This window comes from Hymenobacter perfusus (genome assembly GCF_003944765.1).
Classification (GTDB): Bacteria; Bacteroidota; Bacteroidia; order Cytophagales; family Hymenobacteraceae; genus Hymenobacter; species Hymenobacter perfusus.
Map to the genome: position 1 here is coordinate 244,165 of NZ_RWIU01000005.1, position 18,907 is coordinate 263,071.

The following is an 18,907-nucleotide window of genomic DNA, read 5'->3' on the forward strand; positions in this document are numbered from 1 at the left end:
AAAGCCGCTTATTGCTTCACGAGGCGATGGGTGGTGGTACGACCCTCCCGCGTTACGCGCACCGAGTAGAGGCCCGGCTCCAGGCCGGCTACGGCCAGCCGCGCCGACTGCCCGCCGGCCGCCACGCTGCGCGTGAGCACCTGCTGACCCCGGGCATTGAACACGGCCACATCGACCCGGCCGGAACCGGCGGGCAGCGTCACCGTCAGCTGGTCCTGGGCCGGGTTGGGGTACAAAGCCACGGCAGCGGCCGAGGGCTCAGAGGCCGCCAAACGGCTACCAGATGTCACCTTACTGAAGCTCCACCAGTTGAGGTTATAGCCCCCGGCCGGCACCCCGATGGCAATATCCTGGCGGCCCGCCGGCAGCGTGACGGTGTGCGAAACGGTGGTCCAGGTCTGCCAGCCGCCGGTGGCGGGCACGTTCACGGTGCCGCGCATGGTGGTGCCCGAGTTCTGCTCCAGACTGATCCGCCCGCCGCCGTTAAGACTGGCCACGCGGTACTGAATCAGGTAGTTGCCGGCCGTGGGAATATCCACAGTGTAGGCCATCCAGTCGCCAGCGTCCAGCCAGCCCACGTTCAGGCCGCCACCGCTGTCAGTGGTGCCTTCGGTCTGCACGCCGCTCATGGTGTGGTAGCTTTCGGCCTGCACCACGGTTGCGCTACCCGTGGAAGGTGGCGTAGTCGGCGGGGGCGTGGTAGTCACGGTGCCATTCCAGTTCTGGATGTAACTCTTCACCAGCGCGCCCGAGGTGGTCAGGAAGTTATCCGACCAGGCGGCCGTGGGGCTGGTGCCGGGCTTCAGGGCCGAGGCCGATTCGCCCTTGTCGTTGAAGGCCCAGTTGGCGTGGCTGATGCCGTTCTGGCGCATAAACGTCATCCACTCCTGGGTAGAAGCAGCATCGATGTAGCCGTTGCCCGAGGCCTCGGTGGTACCGTATTCCGTCACGAACAGGGCCACGCCCCGGTTGAGGGCCGTTTGGGCTTTGTCGCGCAGGCTTTGCTTGTGGGTGGCGGCGTAGAAGTGCAGCGTGTAGGCAATATTCGGGAAGCGCGTGATGGGGTCGGCCGCCGCCGCGTCCACGTCCTGCGACCAAGTGGAGGTGCCCACGATAATCAGATTATCGGGGTCGATGGCGCGAATGGCTCCGGCCACGGCCTCGGCGTAGGGCTTGATAGTGCCGCTCCACGACACCTGCAAGGGCTCATTGTACACCTCGTAGATGACGTTGGGAGTGTTGCCATAAGTCCGGGCCATGTCCTGGAAGAAGGCAATGGCCTGCGGCTGGTAGCTCTCGGCGTGGTGCGAGTGCCAGTCGATGATGACGTACAGGCCCTGGGCCAGGGCCGCATCCACCACCGTTTTCACCTTCTGGCGGTTGCCGGCGGGGTTGCCGATGTAGCCGCCGCCGTCCTCCACGCCCATCGCCACCCGGATGACTTTGCTGTTCCAGTTGGTTTTGAGCCAGCTCACGGTGTTGGCCGTGTAGTACTTCTCGCCACCCCAGCCGTCGTTGCCCCAGAACAGGCTGTTACCGGCCAGGCTCACGGGCTGATTGTTTTTGTCCACGATTTTATTGCCGGCCACCTTCAGCAGGCCGTATTGCTGCACGGGCGTCAGCGTCTGGGCCTGCGCGGGGCCGGCCAGCAGGCCCGCCAGGGCCAGCAGCGCGCCACCGGACCACACGGACCGGCGGGGAATTGGGGATGGGAAGGTTGGTTTCATAGTGCTGTGGTTGTGGTAAGAGAAGTGGACAGAAACGAAAAGAGAAGGTACGCAATGGATGACACTCCACCGCATACCTTCTCATAATCAAGCAGATACTGTATTTATTCTTTAAATACCGCTATTCGAGCACACGTTGCCGCCCACCGTGGCACCCGCGCCGTTGGAGGCCGTTACGGCCGATTTCACGCTGGAAGCACCAAGCACCGATACCGTATAGGGCGGCGTGAAGGCCGTTTTGCCGTTGCCGACTTTGGTGCCGCTCACGTTGGTAAACACGTTGCTGATTTCCTGCACCGCCGTTGATTTTTTGTCCATCAGATCAATCGGGTTGGCCATGTTCTCGAATACGTTGGCCTGGATGCGGATATCAGCCTCGAAGCCGCCCTGCACGCCCGATTTGGCGGCGGTGGAGTTGTACAGGTTGTTCACCAGATGGATTTTGCCGAAGCGCACGCGCGGCATGCGGGCCACGCAGCCCTGTGCCCACCAGCAGCGGGCAAACGTGATACGCAGCTTGCCCCGGTCGCCAGTGGCCCCGTCCGAAGAGCCGATGAGGTTGGTGAAGCGGTGGTCATCGGAGCCACCCGAGCCGCCCGCGCGGGGGGCTTTCAGGTAGGCAAACTTGGTCCACGACACGGTGATGTAATCGGAGGCGTTCTTGATGTCGAAGTTGCCATCCACGCCGTCGCGGAACTCGCAGTGGTCCACCCAGATGTTGGTAGAGGCATCCACGGTCACGTTGTCCCAGCCGTCGGTGTCGTAAGCGCCGGGCCCCTCGAACACCAGATTCCGGATCACCACGTTTTTACAGCGCTTCATGTACATGATGCCCGAATTGTCCTTGGTCTGATCGGCAGAAACCAGCTTGGCCCCGGCCGAGCCGAAGATGGTTTTGCCAGTTTGGTCTTGGAAGGAAATCCGGCCGCCTGAGGGGATGGTAATGGTACCGTTGACCTGCACCACTTTCACGCTGGCGTTGGTGATGGCCGCTTTCAGCTGGTCGTAGGTGGTGACTACCGTGGGCGTGGCCGTGCCACCGCCCAGGGTGCCGCCGTTCTGGGAAGCCCAGCCCTGGGCGCCGCAGGTGGCGGTAGTGGCATCCGCCGGTTGGGCCGAGGCTGCGGCGGTAGCAGCGGGTGAAGGACTGGTGCTTTCGCAGCCCAGCAGCAAACCGGAGAAGGCGAGCAGCGCGCTGGCGGCGAAGGGGTTGACGGAGAGTGTTTTGGTTTTCATGAGTAGAAAAGAATGGAACGTGGGTTTTTGGGTACTCTTGTGGATACTCTTGGCAGCATGGAAAGGCCCGACCGGCAGCGGCACGCGGTGCCTGCCGCATAAAAACACGGCCCAGACGGCGGCAAAACAGCGCAGAAACATCCCGGAGCCCGGACCGCCGTAGCGGCTCCGAAGCAAGGAAATGAACGACTCAGATGTGGATCGGAAACACCGGCCGCGTAGCAGCAGCGCGGAACCGGCAGCGGATTGGGAGCAGGCAAGCCACTAGCCCCGGGGGCGGTCCTCTACGCGGGCGGCGGTTTACGAGGGCCGATAGGCGTGGATGGGGCAGAACCCGCAAGCAGTGGAGCTTCGGGTTCGGGAGCAAATCTTGGCGGCAGAAGGCCCCGGTCAAAGCATCCGGGGATATTTATCTATGCAAACGATGCCGGGAACGTTACCAGCTGACTATCAGCACAAATCATTATTCTCTTCATCCTACTGGTTTTCAGCGCGACTTCGACAAACGGCCCGACAGGCTGCGCCTGCCGGACCGGGCCAGCTACCGGTTGCGAAAGTCCCCGACCGGCTTCCTGCTATCAATTCCTGCCCTACTTCGCCTAACTTCGCCATCTCACCTCATTGCTCCGCCGTTTTGTCCTTCTCCCGCTTCCTTTCCCTGCTCCTGCTGGCGCTGGTGTTGCTCAGCCCCGAGTCCGGCTCGGCTCAGCGCCGCCGCAAAAAATCAACCCGCAAACCAGTAGTCCGCACCGTCGCCCGCCGAGCCCCGGTAAAACCGGCGCGCAGTACCGCCCTGGCCGCTCCGGCCCCGAAACCAGCGCCGGGCAAAATGCCGCCGGTGGCCAAAAGCCGCAACCAGCCGGTGCCGTTTGCCGGCCAGTTGAACTCTTCGCGCTGGGTTGATTCGGTGATGCGCACGCTCACGCCCGACCAGCGGGTGGCGCAGCTGTTCATGGTGGCGGCCTACTCCAACCGGAAGCGCATTGATGAGGATTCGGTTTCGACGCTGATTCAGCAGTACGGCATTGGGGGGCTAATTTTCTTCCAGGGCGGACCGGTGCGCCAGAGCCGCCTGCTGAACCGCTACCAGAGCCAGGCCAAAGTGCCGCTGCTGGTAGCCATGGATGCCGAGTGGGGCGTGGGTATGCGCCTCGACAGCGTGGTGCGCTTCCCCTACCAAATGAGCATGGGCGGCATCCGCCAGAACCAGCTCGTGTACGACATGGGCACGGAAGTAGCCGCGCAGTTCAAGCGCTTGGGCATGCACGTCAACTTCGCCCCGGTGATTGACGTGAACAACAACGCGGCTAACCCCGTCATCGGCTTCCGGAGCTGGGGCGAAAACCGCGAGGACGTCACCGAAAAAAGCTACCTCTACATGAAGGGCATGCAGGACGCGGGCGTGCTGGCCGTGGCCAAGCACTTCCCCGGCCACGGCGACACCGACACCGACTCCCACCTGGCCCTGCCCCTGCTGCGCATCGACCGTAAGCGGATTGATACGCTGGAGCTGTTTCCGTTCAAGAGCCTGATCCGGCGCGGCATTGGGGGCATGATGGTGGCCCACCTCAACATTCCGGCCCTCGATACCACCGGCCTGCCCTCCACCCTTTCCAAACCCATTATTCAGGGCCTGCTGAAGCAAAAGCTGGGGTTTGAGGGCGTCATCTTCACCGATGCCATGAACATGAAGGGCGTCATCAGCAAGTACCCGCCCGGCGAGGCCGACGTGCGCGCTTTGCTGGCCGGCAACGACGTGCTGGAGTTCAGCAAGAACATTCCACTGGCCTTGCGCATGGTGCGCGAGGCCATCAACCGGGGCGAGATTTCGCAGGAGGAAATTGACCGCCGCTGCCGCAAAGTACTGGCGCTAAAACAATGGTCGGGCCTCAACCAGTACCGCCCCATCGACCTGCGCAACATCACCGCCGACCTGAACACGCCCCACGCCCAGTACCTGAGCCGCCAGCTCTCGGAGTTAAGCGTGACGGTGCTGCGCAACCAGCGCAACCTGCTGCCCCTGCAACGCCTCGACACCCTGCGCCTGGCCACGCTCACCATCGGCACCAAAGACACCACCGACTTCCAGCGTATGGTGGCCGATTACGCGCCGGCGCGCCACTTCTGGCTGCCAGCCTCGCCCAGCCTGGATGAGCTGGCCCGCATGCGCGAAACCCTGAAAGGCTACAATACCGTGCTCATTGGCCTGAACAACCTGGGCCGGCTGCCGGCCACCAACTTCGGCGTGACGCCCGAAACCAACGTGCTGCTACGCGAGCTGGGCGGCCCGCAGCAGCGGCTGGTGGTGACAGTATTCGGCAATGCTTACGCCGTGGCGAAAGTCCGGGACCTGGACCGCGCCGATGCCGTGGTACTGGCTTACCAGGAAAGCAAGAACGCCCAGGAAGTAGCCGCCGAGGTTATTTTTGGTGGTATTTCAGCCAGCGGAAAGCTGCCCGTTACCGTGAGCGACAAGTACAGCTACGGCGCCGGCCTGGCTACGCAGGGCGGCATCCGGCTGCGTTACAGCCAGCCCGAGGCCGTGGGCCTGAACAACAACCTGGAAAGCCGCGTCGATTCGTTGATGAACCTGGCCATTGCCGCCCGGGCCTTCCCGGGGGCGCAGGTGGTCATTGCCCGGCGCGGCACCGTGGTTTTGCAGAAAAGCTACGGCACCCAAAACTACCCCACCGCCGGCCAGGCCGCCCGCCCCGTCCGCGGTACTGACCTCTACGACCTGGCTTCCCTGACCAAAGTATCGGCCGCGCTGCCGGCCCTGATGAAGCTCCAGGACGAGGGCAAGTTCAACCCCGACATGACGATGGGCCAGCTGTTTCCGGAGCTGGTGGGCACCAACAAGCAGGACCTCAAGCTGCGCGACGTACTCACCCACCAAGCCCGCCTAAAAGCCTGGATTCCGTTCTGGAAGGACTACACCAAGCCGCGCGGCTTCTTCAACAGCCTGCTCGGCAAAAGCCCCGAGGCCAAGGACGTGTCCAGCACGAAGCCTGCGGAGCTGAACCGCCGCTACTTCCGCCCCGATTCGTCGGCGCGGTTCCCGCTGCCGGCCGGCCCGCGCCTCTGGGCCCGCCAGGATTTCCCGGCCCGGATTCTGAAAGCCATTGGCGAGTCGCCGCTCAACAAGAAGCCGGGCTACGTGTACTCCGATTTGTCGTTTATTCTGTACCCGCGCTTCGTGCAGCGGGTATCGGGCCGGCCGCTGAATCAGTTTGTGACGGATGAGATTTACCGGCCACTAGGCGCTACCACCCTGGGCTACAACCCCACCCGCCGCTTCCCACTCAGCCGCATTGCCCCTACCGAGTACGATTCCCTGTTCCGCCACGGCCAGTTGCACGGCACGGTCCACGACGAAGGCGCGGCCCTACTCGGCGGCCTCTCCGGCCACGCCGGCCTGTTCGGCTCGGCTACCGACTTAGCTAAGCTGGTGCAGCTCTACGCCTGGAACGGCAAGTACGGCGGGCAGCAACTTCTCAAAGCCGAAACCATGCAGGAGTACACCCGCTGCCAGTTCTGCCCCGACAACCGCCGAGCCCTGGGCTTTGACCGGCCCGCCGCCAACCCGGCCCTGAATTCGGCCCCGCTGGCCTCCCAGCAGAGCTACGGCCACACCGGCTTCACGGGCACCTATTTCTGGGTCGACCCCAAGGAGGAAATTACCTGCGTGGTGCTCACCAACCGCGTGAACCCCACCCGCCGCAACAACAAAATCACGGAGCTGAGCGTGCGCAGCGGCATTCTGCAGATTGCTTTGCAAAGCGTCCGGCAACCGCAGAAGCAGGAAGTGGAAAGCACTGTTCCGAAGGAGGAGTAAGCACAGCGCCCCGGCCAGATGGTCGGGGCGCTTTTTTTCACACAATTCGAGGCTTAGTACTTCTCACTGTGAACGGAACTGCACGTAAGCCAATATCTGTACGCGAACAGCCTGACCACTCTGGTAGCCAGGCGACCAGGCAGGTTGTGCCTTTATGACGCGAATCGCCTCTGCATTATACGCTGGTGACAACCCCTTGGAAATTTTAAAATCTGTCAGTTCGCCAGTAGGAGTTACGACAAAATACACCCAAACTCTCCCTTCCAATCCAGATTGATTAATGGGTACTTGTACCTGCCCAGCTAGCGTATTCAGATAAGCTTTAGCATTTCCTCCTGGCGGTATTGGCATCTGTTCAACACAAACATAAGTGGCCTGTAACGAATCTATTGCAGGACAAGGAACGAAACACGTACAGGTGGGACCAGGATTACCCAGTAGCTCGGGTGGCGTTTTCTGCTTTTTATTGGCATCAGTGGATTCAGGTAGTTTTTCCGCACTGATCTTCTTCTGCGCATAGATTGGTAATGAACTACCAACAAACAGTAATGCAAGAGTTACGACACGCAGAATAGGTTTCATAAGTTGTATTGATCTTAAGCAAGATAAACAATACTCCTAACGTACCTTAAAGCTCTCCGGCCTGAAAATCGGCTAGCTGATCAACTTCGACGTGTCCTATCTCAAAGACCATTTTCACCGTCTTGTGAACGGCCTATAAGAATAACCACTGCGAAGCCCTACGTTTCCCACTCCGAACCACTGCCCCACCAAACCCCACCAGACCATGCTACAAGGCCTAATGATGAACACGCCCCTGCGCATTGCGGGGCTGCTGGAACACGCCGAGAAATGGCACGCCGACACCGAAATTGTGAGCCGCCTGGCCGAGGGTGGCCTGCACCGCTACACGTACGCCGGCCTGGGCCGGCGCAGCCGCCAACTGGCCAACGCGCTGCAACGGCTGGGCATTACCTCCGGCGACCGGGTGGGCACGCTGGCCTGGAACACGCACCGCCACCTGGAGCTGTACTACGCCGTGTCGGGCAGCGGGGCCGTGTGCCACACCATCAACCCGCGCCTGTTTGCCGAGCAGCTGGTGTACATCATCAACCACGCCGAGGACCGAGTGCTGTTCTTCGACCTCACCTTTCTGCCGCTGGTAGAAAAGCTGGCTCCCAGCTGCCCCAAAGTGGAAACCTGGGTACTGATGACCGACCGGGCGCACCTGCCTGAAACCACCACCCTGCCCGATCTGCGCTGCTATGAGGATTTGCTGGCTGCCGAAAACGACGAGTTTGAGTGGCCGGTGTTCGACGAGAATACGGCCTCCTCTTTGTGCTATACCTCCGGCACCACCGACCAGCCCAAGGGCGTGCTCTACTCCCACCGCTCCACCCTGCTGCACAGCTACGCCGCCGCGTTGCCCGACTGCTTCAACTGCTCGGCCCGCGACGTGATTCTGCCGGTGGTGCCCATGTTTCACGTCAACGCCTGGGGTATTCCGTACTTGGCCCCCATGATTGGCTGCAAACTGGTATTGCCCGGTCCGGGCCTGGACGCGGCCAGCCTCTACGAGCTGTTCGAGACGGAGGGCGTCACGTTCACGGCCGGCGTGCCCACCATCTGGTTCGGGCTGCTCACGTTTATGCGCGAAAAACAGCTGCGCTTTTCTACACTGCGGCAGATGATTGTGGGCGGCGCCTCCTGCCCCCCGGCGCTGCTGCGGGCGTTTGATGAGGAGCTGGGCGTGACCATCCGCCACGCCTGGGGCATGACGGAAACCTCGCCCCTGGGCACCGTCTGCACCCTCAAGCCCCAGCAGCTCAGCCTCAGCCCCGACGAGCAGTTTGCCATCCAGACCAAGCAGGGCCGCGTCATCTTCGGGGTGGATATGCAGATTGTGGACGACGAGGGCCGGGCGTTGCCCCACAACGGCGTGGCTTTCGGCGACCTGCTGGTACGCGGGCCATTTATCGTGGCCGACTACTTCGGTACCGAACCCGGTCAGCTGACCGCCGGCGGCTGGTTCCGCACCGGCGACGTGGCCACCATTGACCCGGCCGGCTTCATGCAGATTACTGATAGAAGTAAGGACGTCATCAAATCGGGCGGGGAGTGGATTTCGAGCATCGAACTGGAAAACCTGGCCATCGGGCATCCCAGCGTAGTCGAAGCCGCCGTTATCGGGGTGCCTCACCCCAAATGGAGCGAAAGGCCTTTGCTAGTCGTCGTGCGCAAACCTGACCACCACCTTACCCCCGAGGAGCTGCTGGCGTTCTACGATGGCAAAGTGGCCCGCTGGTGGATTCCCGAAGCCGTGGAGTTCGTGGATCAACTGCCCCACACCGCCACCGGCAAACTTCTCAAAACCCAGCTTCGTAAGGATTTCGACGGGTACCAGTGGTAATTTAACCGTCATAGCGAGGGCACTATTGTCATTGCGAGGACGAAGGACATTCCGCGCATCAAGCGGCGTCAATCCTTCCTTTACAGAGTGACAAGCGCCAAAGAAGCAGAAAGCCCCTGACGTACGCGTTGGCGTCAGGGGCTTTTGAATAGGCTAGGGCTGAGAGTTGCGTGCAGGAAGGATTGCTTCGTCCTTCCTGCACGCAATGACGTGCTACTTGTCCTCCGTCGGGGCCTGGGTTTTCATCTTTTCGGCAATGGCCTGCTGCAGCTCGGGCAGGTGCTCCTGCATGCGGCGCTGGCCGATTTCCATGCTGGCGGCCATCAGCTGGGGCATTTTCTCGATGGTTTTGCGGCCGATGGGCGTCTGGTAGAACTTAGCCAGTTCCTTAAGCTCCTTTTCGGTGAACTCGCGGGCGTAGAGCTGCACCATGTCCTCCTTCATGGCACCCCAGCTCATGTACTTGGTGATATAGGCGCGCATTTCGGGCTCAACGGCCTTCATACCCGGGTTTTGCTCCATCTGGGAAGCCAGCATCCGGTCGATGGTAACCGTCAGGTTTTGCTCCGAGTTGGCGGCCTTCAGCAACTCCTCGGCGGCCTTACGCTGGCCGGCCGAAATAGAAGCGGCCGGGACATTGCCGGTAGCGGGCGTAGTTGTTTGGGCTTGCGCCAACGGGGCCGTTAGCGCCAGACCTACGGTCAGAATCCAGAAATATTTCATGCTACGAAGTACGGAAAATTGTTTGCGTAAAGCGGGAGCGGCTCACACCGTAAAGAAAATTCGCCGCCGATAAAGCACCCACAAAATGGCTACCCACACGGCGGTATACGCCAGGGCGTAGGCTAAAGAAGCGTGGTAAGGATTGGCGAAGTGCGCCGTAAACCAAGTGTGATACAGCCAGTCGCGGGCGTAGAATACGGTACCGTCGGGGTGGTGCAGCTTCAGGCGGGTCAGGAGGCGTTCCAGCACCTCGGGCAGAAAGAACACCAACAGCGCGTTGCTTCCGCAGGCCACCAGCGGCCGGGTCCAGGCCCCGCGCCACTCCTGCACATCCACCAGGAAATACAGCGTAGCCAGGGCCAGCACGCTGATACCACCGGCGTACAGCACAAAAGAGCTGGTCCAGAGGGCCTTGTTGATGGGAAACCACCCGTTCCAGATGAGCCCCGCCAGCAGTAGCCCGGCCCCGGCCACAAACAGCCACGCGGCTTTGGTGGTACGCGCCGGCGCGGGCCGGCGCAGCCACTGGCCCGCGAGTAGCCCTAGCAGTCCGGTAGCAATGGTGGGCAGCGTCCCTAGCAACGACTCCGGGTCCCAGCCTTTGTCTTTCAGAAACAGATGGTTTACGGTAAACAGCCGCTTATCGAGCCAGGCCCCCAGGTTGGTAGCGGGTTCCAGGTTGGCCGGCCCGTAGCCAGGAACGGGCACCAGTTGCAGCAGCACATTATACAGCACCAGCAGCCCCATAAACATCCACAGTTGCTGCCGCCAGGTAGTTTTCAGGAACAGCACGCTGCTGATACCATACACCAGCGCAATGCGCTGCAACACTCCCGGAATCCGGAAAGAGGTGAAGTAGAAGTAGGGAATCAGCCCAATGAGCAGGCCCAGCACCAGCAGCACCAGCACGCGGCGGGCCACCCGCCACAGCGTGGCGCGGTGCAGAGTCGGCTGCTCGTGCGCCGCAGTCAGCCCATACACCAGCGCCACGCCCATAATGAACACGAAGGACGGAAACACCAGGTCGGCGGGGGTGCAGCCGTGCCAGGGCGCGTGGGCCAGGGGCCGGTAGTATTGCCGGTAGTCGCCGGCGTTGTTTACCAGCAACATGAGGACCACCGTGAGTCCCCGAAAAATATCCAGGGATAGAAGACGGGCAGGCTTTTCAGCCGAAAGTACAGCCACAGGGCAGAATAATCAGTGGGAAATATCCAATTACGGCACCGGTCAGACTTTGATAATAAGGTTGCGGCGGTACATCAGCCAGAGTACCACCAGCCAGATCAGCACGCACACCAGCGCCCCGGCCAGGGATGCATTTACCGGGCTGAAGTAGGGCACAAACAGGGTATCATAAAGCCAGGTGCGCAGGCCCACTTTCTCGCCGGCAGCCCCCGTTACCTGCACCATATTCAGCAGGCGCGGAATGAGGCCGGAGAGAAAAAACACGGTAATGGCATTCACCCCGTATACCAAGGCCGGCAGCGTCCAGCGGCGGTATTGCTGCACGTCAATCAGCCAGTACAGGCCTGCCAGCGTAGCCAGGGCCAGTCCGCCGGTGTACAGCACGTAGGAGCTGGTCCAGAGCGCCTTGTTGATGGGAAACCAGCCATTCCAGACCATTCCCAGCAGCACGCAGCCCATACCGGCCACAAACAGCCAGACCACCCGCGTGGCCGGCTCCACTTCCCGACGCCGCAGCCACTGCCCCGCCAATAGCCCTAACAGGCCGGTGCCAACGGCCGGCAACGTGCTCAGCAACCCCTCGGGGTCCCAAGTGCGGCTTTGCTTCCAGAGGTGGGCTTCGCCGAGCACCGCGCGGTCGAGCCAGGCCCCCAGGTTGGTGCCGGCTTCCAGGTTGGCCGGACCGAAACCGGGCACCGGCACCAGCTGCATGAGCACGTTGTAGAAAATCAGCACGAAGGCCAGTAGCCCGATTTGCTGCTTGCGGTTGGTTTTCAGGAACAGGATGCCGCACACCAGAAACACCACCGCAATGCGCGCCAGCACGCCCGGAATCCGCACCGTGCTGAAATCGAACTTCGGAAACAGAGCCGAAAACAGGCCCAGCCCAAACAGAATAGCCGCCCGCTTCAGCACGCGCAGCATGGTGCGGTTGTGGGTGGCGGGCTGCTGCCGGGCGCCATCCAGCGCGTACGTGATGCTCACGCCCACAATGAACAGGAAGAACGGAAAGATCAGGTCGGTGGGGGTGCAGCCGTGCCAGTGCGCATGTTCCAGCGGCGCGTAGATGTGGCCCCAGTCGCCGGGGTTATTCACCAGAATCATGGCCATAACGGTGAGGCCCCGAAATACATCGAGCGACTGAAGGCGGCCGGGCTGCGAGGCTTCGGCCAGCGGCATGGCCCCGGTAGTAGCTTGGGCAGCCTGGGTAGTGGTTTGCATGGAAAGTGGAACAAAGTAGATAGATGCAATTGGCAAGATGCATTACTCCTCGCATTTCGTTACGACCCAGCGCGGAGCCGCCAAAAACAGCCAACATAATGTAAGACACAAAACCTAATCTAACCTTTAAAAAATACCATATATAGTTGTTTCACTAGGTTTGAAATAGTAGTTTTAGCTGAATTGTCCCGATTCGCCCGCTCTTTCTGCCCATCCCTCTCCTTCCCCACCCAATCCCACCTTCTGCCCTGCTCCTTCGGCTGTTCCCCGGCCGGGTAGCCCTCTTGCCCGGCCAGCTTCCGCCCGCCCCCCGATATCCTGTCATAGTCCAACTGGCGCGCACTCTCTCAGGTGCCGCCCAGCCCTCGTTTCCCTTTCTTCCTCTCTCACTCTCTATTGCGTATGAAAAAACGTTTATGGTCATCCCCATTGGCTCTGGGGCTGATGCTGGCTACGCCCTCCGTATGGGCCCAGCAAACCGCCAGTACCATGCAGGGCGTGGTAACCGGCACCAACGACCAGCAGCCGATACCCGGCGTGAACGTGCTGGTGAAAGGTACTACCATTGGTACCCAGACCGGCGTGGATGGCAGCTACTCCCTGCCCAACGTGCCTTTCGGCAGCACCCTGGTTTTCAGCTTCATTGGCTACAACACCCAGGAGTACCGCGTGGGCAGCACCACTACGGCCAACATCAGTCTGGCACCCGATGCCAAAAGCCTGAATGAGGTAGTGGTGACCGGCTACGGCATTAAGCAGGAGCGGCAGGAGCTGAATTACAGCGCCCCCCAGGTGAAGGGCTCGGAGCTGGTGGAAACCCGCCAGACCAACATCGTGAATGCCTTGCAGGGCAAAGTTGCGGGGGTCAGCATTACGTCTTCGGGCGGGGCTCCCGGTGAGGGCGCGTCCATCGTCATCCGGGGCGGCAACTCGCTCGATGGCAACAACCAGCCGCTGTTCGTGATTGACGGCATCATCATGAGCAACAACTCCTTTGTGGAGAGTACAGCTCCCGGCGGCGGCTCCGGCTTCAACGGGTTGCTGGGGCGCTCCACCGCCAACCAGAACCGCGCCGGCGACCTGAATCCCGAGGATATTGAAAGCATGACGGTGCTGAAAGGTCCGGCGGCGGCGGCTATTTACGGCCTGCAGGCTGCCAACGGCGCCGTTATCATCACCACCAAAAAAGGCGCGGCCGGCCGGGCCACCATCAACTACCGCACGCAGTTTTCGGTGGATGAGGTAAGCCGCCTGCCCAAAGTGCAGGACCAGTACAAGCAGGGCAACCTGGGCCTGTTTGATGCCGGCACGCGCAACTCCTGGGGGCCGCGCTTTCAGGATGGCGAAACGGTGTACGACAACCTGGGCAATTTCTTTCAGGCGGGCAGCGCCTGGCAGCATTACCTCACCATTTCGGGTGGTTCTGAGCGCAATACCTTCCTGTTTACCGGCTCGCGCAACGACGTGAGTGGCGTGGCTCCTACCAGCCTGTACGACAAGACTACGCTGCGACTGGCCGGCACTTCCAGAATGACGGAAAAGCTCTCGGTAACGGGCTCGGCGCAGTACATGAATACCGGCGGCCGCAACCCGCTGCAGGGCCCCGGCCTGTTTGGGGGCAGCGGCGGCTACCTGGTGAGCCTGCTGAGCTGGCCCCAGAACGATGACGCCCGCGTGTACCTGAACCCCGATGGCACCCGCCGCCGCCTGCTGGGTGCGGCCACCGCCGCCACCGACGCCGACAACCCATACTTCACAGTATACCGCAACCCCCAGACGACGCGCACCAACCGCTTTATCGGCAACGTGCAGACGACGCTGGACCTCTACAAGTGGCTCGCGGTCAGCTACAATCTGGGCACCGATTTCTACGTGCAGAAGGACCGCTCCGTGCGGGCGGTGGGCACTTCGCTCACGGCTAACCAGGATGGCGGCCTGGCCGAAACCGTGAGCCTCAACCGCCTGCTCAACTCCAACTTCCTGCTGACGCTCAAGCATGAGTTCAGCGAGAATCTGGGGGGCTTTGTGGTGCTGGGCAACACTATTGAAATGAGCCGCAGCGAGGTAACCGATAACATCGGGCTGATTTTTCAGAACCCCAACCCGGCCGTACCGTCCATCAACAACACCGTTAACCGCAACACGCTCATCACCAATACTGAGCGGCGACTGATTGGTAATTTCGCCCGAATTGGGGTGAACCTGCTGGGCCAGGTAAACCTGGAGCTGAACGGCCGCCTCGACCAGTCGTCCACTCTGCCCCGGCCCGATGAGAACAAGAACTTCGGGAAGGCTTTTGCCTACGGCTCCGCCTCGGCGGGCTGGCAGTTCACCAAACTGCTGGGACTCGACCAGAACCCGTGGCTGAACTACGGGAAAATCCGGGGCTCGATTTCGGAAGTGGGCAAGGATACCGGCCCCTACCGCGTCGATTCGCCGCTGGCCCAGGCCACGTACATCGGAGGCGGCTTCCGCAACGGCTTCTTTGGCTCGAACCGTTTGCTGGTGCCCGAGCGCACCCGCGCCTACGAGGTGGGCGTTGACCTGCAGTTCCTGCGCAACCGCCTGGGCCTGGAGGCCAATGTGTACCAGCAGGTTACCCGCGACCAGCTCATTGCGCCCCGCGTGAGTCAGGCAACCGGCTTTATTCTGCAGTACATCAACGGCGGCTCGGTAGAGAACAAAGGGCTGGAAATAGCGCTGCGCGGCACTCCGGTGCAAAACAGCAACGGATTTACCTGGGACGTGGTGGCTAACTTCTACGCCAACCGCAACAAGGCCACCAAGCTCCCTGGGTTCCTGACGGAAGTGTACCAGTCGGATGCCTGGGTGATTGACGTGGCCCGGGGCGGCGCATTTCCCGGCAAGCCAATTTCCTCCATCAGCGCCCTGGACTACCAGCGCAGCCCCGACGGGCAGATTCTTATCAGCCCCACCACCGGCTACCCGCTGGTAAACACCAGCACCTTCATCTACGCCGGCAACCGCGCCCCCGATTACACGGTGCAGGTAACCAATACGCTCACCTACAAAGGCCTTTCCTTGAATTTCCTCTGGGATTTCCGCAAAGGGGGCATGGTGGTAAATGGCAACGACTGGCTGGCTACCCGCACCGGCCTGAGCGAACGGACGCTAGACCGCTACAAGCAGGTGGTGTTTGATGGCGTGGTACGGCAGGCCGATGGCTCCTTTGTGCCCAACACCCGGCAGGTAGAGCTCAACCAGACCTACTACCAGAACATTCTGGGCGTGATTGGCACGCCTTACCTTGAGGACGGGTCCTGGTCGCGCCTGCGCTATGCTACTCTCACCTACCGCCTGCCCGGCAAGCTGTTTGCAAACTCCACTTCCGTGCGCGGGGTGGAGGTAGCGGTAACGGGCCGCAACCTGCTGCTGTTCACCAAATACAGCGGCGTAGACCCCGAAACGGCCGCGGCCGGCGCGGGCGTGCGGGGCGGCGGCTCCGGCGGCTTCGATTACGGCAGCATCCCCGGCACCCGGGGCATGGACATGAGCCTGCGCGTGAATTTCTAATTGGATTGCCACTTCGCTCCGGCGGCAGGGCGGGCAGAATCATTATTCCGCGCCCTACCAGCCATTTGGCTAGCCAAAAAAATAACAGTCAAGCATTTCAAACAATGAAAAAATACCTTCTCCTACTGGGTCTTACGCTGGGAGGAGGGGCGGTACTCAGCTCCTGCGAAAGTCTCCTGGACGTGAATACCGACCCCAACAACCCCATTACCTCCACACCTAACTTCCTGCTGCCCGGCATCATCTCGCAGGGCGTGCAGACGCAGATGTTCACGGCGCTGACCACTACGTACCTGAGCCAGTACACGGTGCGTAAAACCCCGGCCAGCAGCACCGACCAGTACAACCTGACCAACGGAAACAGCACCAATACTTTCAATTACACCTACTTCTACTCCGCCGGCAATATCCCCACCATGTCGGCGGCAGCGGAGCAGGAAGGCTCGCCGCACTACGTGGGTGCCGGCAAGATTCTGATGGCCATGGACCTGGCGCATGCCACGGATATGCTGGGCGACATTCCGTACACCGATGCCTTCAAAGGCGCGCAGAACTACACGCCGCAGTATGACTCGCAGGAAAGCATCTACCAGACTATTCTGACGCTGTGCGACGAAGGTATTGCGCTGATGCAGAAGCCGGCCGCCGAAAATTTCCGGCCGCTGTATATCACTTCCCCCAGCATCTCGGGCGACATTCTGTTCCGGGGAGATGTGCAGAAATGGATCCGGTTTGCCAACGGCCTCAAGGCCCGGCAGCTCAACCACCTCACCAAAAAAAGCACCTACAATCCGCAGCAGATTCTGACGCTTATCGACCAGAGCATGACCAGCTCGGCCGACGACGCGCAGCTGCAGTACCAGACGGCGGTGGCCCCGCTGTCCGGCACCACCAACATCTTCGGGACCACGCGTAACAACTACGCCACGGCTACCTTTTCCGGCAACATCATCCGGTACCTGAACGGCAGCGTGGGCAGTGCCGCCTACCCCGGCGTGGTGGATCCGCGCCTGCCGGTAATGGCCACGGCCACCAGCACCGGCAACGACCCCGGCGTAGCGCAGGCCAGCACCGCCAATATTGTGAACGGCTACACCGACTTCTACAGCTCCTGGTATGCCCGCGACCTGGGCTATTTTGAAGTACTCACCTTCCACGAGCTGAAGTTCATTGAGGCGGAGGCGGCCTTCCGGGCCGGCAATCTGGGGCGTGCCCTTACGGCCTACCGGGCCGGCATTCGGGCCCACATGCAGAAGATAGGCGGGGGCGGATCCAATGCGCTGCCGCCGGTTACGTTTCCGCTCATTTCGCAGGTCCAGATTGACACCTACCTGAGCAGCCCGGCCGTGGCCCAGAACGAAGGTGAACTGTCGCTCAAGCGCATCATGGAGCAGAAGTACATTGCCATGTTCCTCAACCCGGAGTCGTGGTCGGACCTGCGCCGCTTCGATTTCGACCAGACCATTTATCCGAACCTGAAGTACCCGAACAACGCCAACAGCACCCTGGCCGCCAAGCCCGACCTGAAGGACCGGTGGCCGCGCCGCATGCTGCCCGGGGCAACGGAAGTGCTCTACAACCCGCAGGCCATTGCCAAGCTGTTCAGCGAAGCCGGGGCCACGTCCAATGACGACTACGTGGGCAAGCCCCTGTGGTGGGACCGGCCCTAATTATCTCCTTTCTGCTTTAGCTTTTCTGCCCCATGACGATAATTTCCGCTTTATCCCGCTGGCAGCGTGTGCTGCCGGCGGTGCTGCTGGCCCTGACGGCCCTGGTTTCCACCAGCTGCGAGAAAGAGCCTTTCGATGACACCTACAACGTGGTAGGCGAAACCGGTTTCACTACTATTGTTACCACCGGTGCCACCAAGTACGCCGCCGGGGAGCGGGTGCTGCTGGCAGTGCCCTACAATGCCAACGACAACCTGCAGGAAATCAGCATTTTTCAGGTGATTAACCGCCAGGACTCGGCTGTAGTGGGCACCTTCCCGGCAGCGGGCGTGTACAACGCGCCTTCCCAGACGCTGGTGCAGCAATTGGCGTACACTGTCCCGGCGAATCTGGCTAACAAAACCCCGGTGCGGGTGGATGTAACGCTCACCTTTGCCAACGGCAGCCGGAGCCTGCGCCGCTTCACCTACAACGTAGCCGCCACGCCTACCCTGAAATTCGGCGCTACGCCCGCTACTTACCGCAACGGCCTCAGCGCCACCGCCCAGGCTGCCGGAGATATCATCGGCTACGCGCTGGTTATCAATGAGGGCGGCGTAGGGGTGCTACCCGCGCCCCCGGCCACTACTACTTCTACCCTGTACAAAAACGTGGACAGCCTGGCCTACGGCTACGTGGATGATGCGGGCAAGGCATTCCGGCTGGGCGTAGTGGCGGCCCCGTCTAACGGCGTTGCCACCAACCGTACCGTTGACGTGCGCGTGCCGGCCGGGCAGGCGGGTAAAACCATCCGCTTCGCATTCTTCGCCTACTCCCAGACGCAGGTAACCACGCTGACTTCTACCCCGCTGGCCGTAGCCGCCCCCACCAGCTTCACGGGCCTGAAAACCGGGCGCGTCAGTTTCGGCCCCAGCTCCTCCCCCGATTCGCTGGCTTTCAACCTGAAAACTGGCCTCAATGAGCCCGCCGCCAACCCCGCCACCGCCAAAGACCTGCTGATAAGCAGTATTTCGGGCGGAGCAGTTTCGCTGAGCGCGGCCAACACCACCCGCTACTACAAGCTGCCAGCCGCTACCGTGGCTACCGGCTACTATAACACGGCCACGGCCAACGCGGTAGGTACCCTGCTGTTCCAGAACACCACCTCCGCCGACCTGGGCGCGGTGGCCCTGAACGACGTGTACGCCGTGCGCGTGCGGGGCACCGGCGAGATGATGCTCCTGCGCATCACCGGCGTGAAACCCAGCACCGCCGGCTCTACCGGCCGCGTCAAGTTTGAGTACCGCACGCTGTAGCTTACCTCTTCGTACCAACAAAAAAGGCCGCTCAGTGAGCGGCCTTTTTTGTTGGGAGTTCAGGCTTTAAC

At 61.4% G+C, this 18,907-nt stretch carries 11 protein-coding genes; 5 read left to right on the top strand and 6 right to left on the bottom strand.

The window, feature by feature from the left end:
- Nucleotides 1-8: 8 nt before the first annotated feature.
- Together EI293_RS15655 and EI293_RS15660 are read right to left on the bottom strand one after the other, a co-directional pair.
- Nucleotides 9-1,727, bottom strand: coding sequence for a cellulase family glycosylhydrolase (locus EI293_RS15655; protein ID WP_125439484.1), 1,719 nt, complete (start codon nucleotides 1,725-1,727; stop codon nucleotides 9-11).
- A gap of 111 nt (nucleotides 1,728-1,838) precedes the next feature.
- The gene (locus tag EI293_RS15660; protein WP_125439485.1) at nucleotides 1,839-2,963 is read right to left on the bottom strand and encodes a pectate lyase family protein; all 1,125 of its coding nucleotides are present in this window, start codon (nucleotides 2,961-2,963) and stop codon (nucleotides 1,839-1,841) included.
- 634 nt (nucleotides 2,964-3,597) lie between these two features.
- Here EI293_RS15660 and EI293_RS15665 point away from each other — a divergent pair.
- The gene (locus EI293_RS15665; RefSeq protein ID WP_246010671.1) at nucleotides 3,598-6,798 is read left to right on the top strand and encodes a glycoside hydrolase family 3 N-terminal domain-containing protein; all 3,201 of its coding nucleotides are present in this window, start codon (nucleotides 3,598-3,600) and stop codon (nucleotides 6,796-6,798) included.
- A gap of 63 nt (nucleotides 6,799-6,861) precedes the next feature.
- On the opposite strand, the gene EI293_RS15670 is transcribed toward EI293_RS15665, so the two are convergent.
- Nucleotides 6,862-7,380, bottom strand: a complete 519-nt coding sequence (locus EI293_RS15670) for an energy transducer TonB (protein ID WP_125439486.1) — start codon at nucleotides 7,378-7,380, stop codon at nucleotides 6,862-6,864.
- A 205-nt stretch (nucleotides 7,381-7,585) separates the two neighbouring features.
- Between EI293_RS15670 and EI293_RS15675 the strand changes: the two genes are divergently transcribed.
- On the top strand, nucleotides 7,586-9,208 hold the full coding sequence (locus EI293_RS15675) for a 3-(methylthio)propionyl-CoA ligase (RefSeq protein WP_125439487.1): 1,623 nt from the start codon (nucleotides 7,586-7,588) through the stop codon (nucleotides 9,206-9,208).
- A gap of 213 nt (nucleotides 9,209-9,421) precedes the next feature.
- Here EI293_RS15675 and EI293_RS15680 read toward each other — a convergent pair whose 3' ends face one another.
- The 3 genes from EI293_RS15680 to EI293_RS15690 are packed head-to-tail and all read right to left on the bottom strand — an operon-like array spanning nucleotide 9,422 to nucleotide 12,337.
- Complete coding sequence (locus tag EI293_RS15680; RefSeq protein WP_125439488.1) at nucleotides 9,422-9,931, bottom strand: DUF2059 domain-containing protein; 510 nt, start codon at nucleotides 9,929-9,931, stop codon at nucleotides 9,422-9,424.
- 42 nt (nucleotides 9,932-9,973) lie between these two features.
- Nucleotides 9,974-11,116, bottom strand: a complete 1,143-nt coding sequence (locus EI293_RS15685; RefSeq protein WP_246010673.1) for an acyltransferase family protein — start codon at nucleotides 11,114-11,116, stop codon at nucleotides 9,974-9,976.
- Nucleotides 11,117-11,158: 42 nt separating this feature from the next.
- Nucleotides 11,159-12,337 (bottom strand): acyltransferase family protein, encoded by a 1,179-nt coding sequence (locus EI293_RS15690; protein WP_246010674.1) that lies wholly within the window; start codon nucleotides 12,335-12,337, stop codon nucleotides 11,159-11,161.
- 402 nt (nucleotides 12,338-12,739) lie between these two features.
- On the opposite strand from EI293_RS15690, the gene EI293_RS15695 reads away from it, so the two are divergent.
- The 3 genes from EI293_RS15695 to EI293_RS15705 all read left to right on the top strand — a co-directional run bounded on the left by EI293_RS15695 (nucleotide 12,740) and on the right by EI293_RS15705 (nucleotide 18,836).
- On the top strand, nucleotides 12,740-15,871 hold the full coding sequence (locus EI293_RS15695) for a SusC/RagA family TonB-linked outer membrane protein (RefSeq protein WP_125439489.1): 3,132 nt from the start codon (nucleotides 12,740-12,742) through the stop codon (nucleotides 15,869-15,871).
- Between the two features lie 104 nt (nucleotides 15,872-15,975).
- Entirely contained in the window at nucleotides 15,976-17,541 is a 1,566-nt protein-coding gene (locus EI293_RS15700) for a SusD/RagB family nutrient-binding outer membrane lipoprotein (protein ID WP_125439490.1), read from the top strand.
- A 32-nt stretch (nucleotides 17,542-17,573) separates the two neighbouring features.
- A complete protein-coding gene (locus tag EI293_RS15705; protein WP_125439491.1) occupies nucleotides 17,574-18,836 on the top strand; it encodes a hypothetical protein in 1,263 nt (420 codons plus the stop codon).
- The last annotated feature ends 71 nt before the right edge of the window (nucleotides 18,837-18,907 follow it).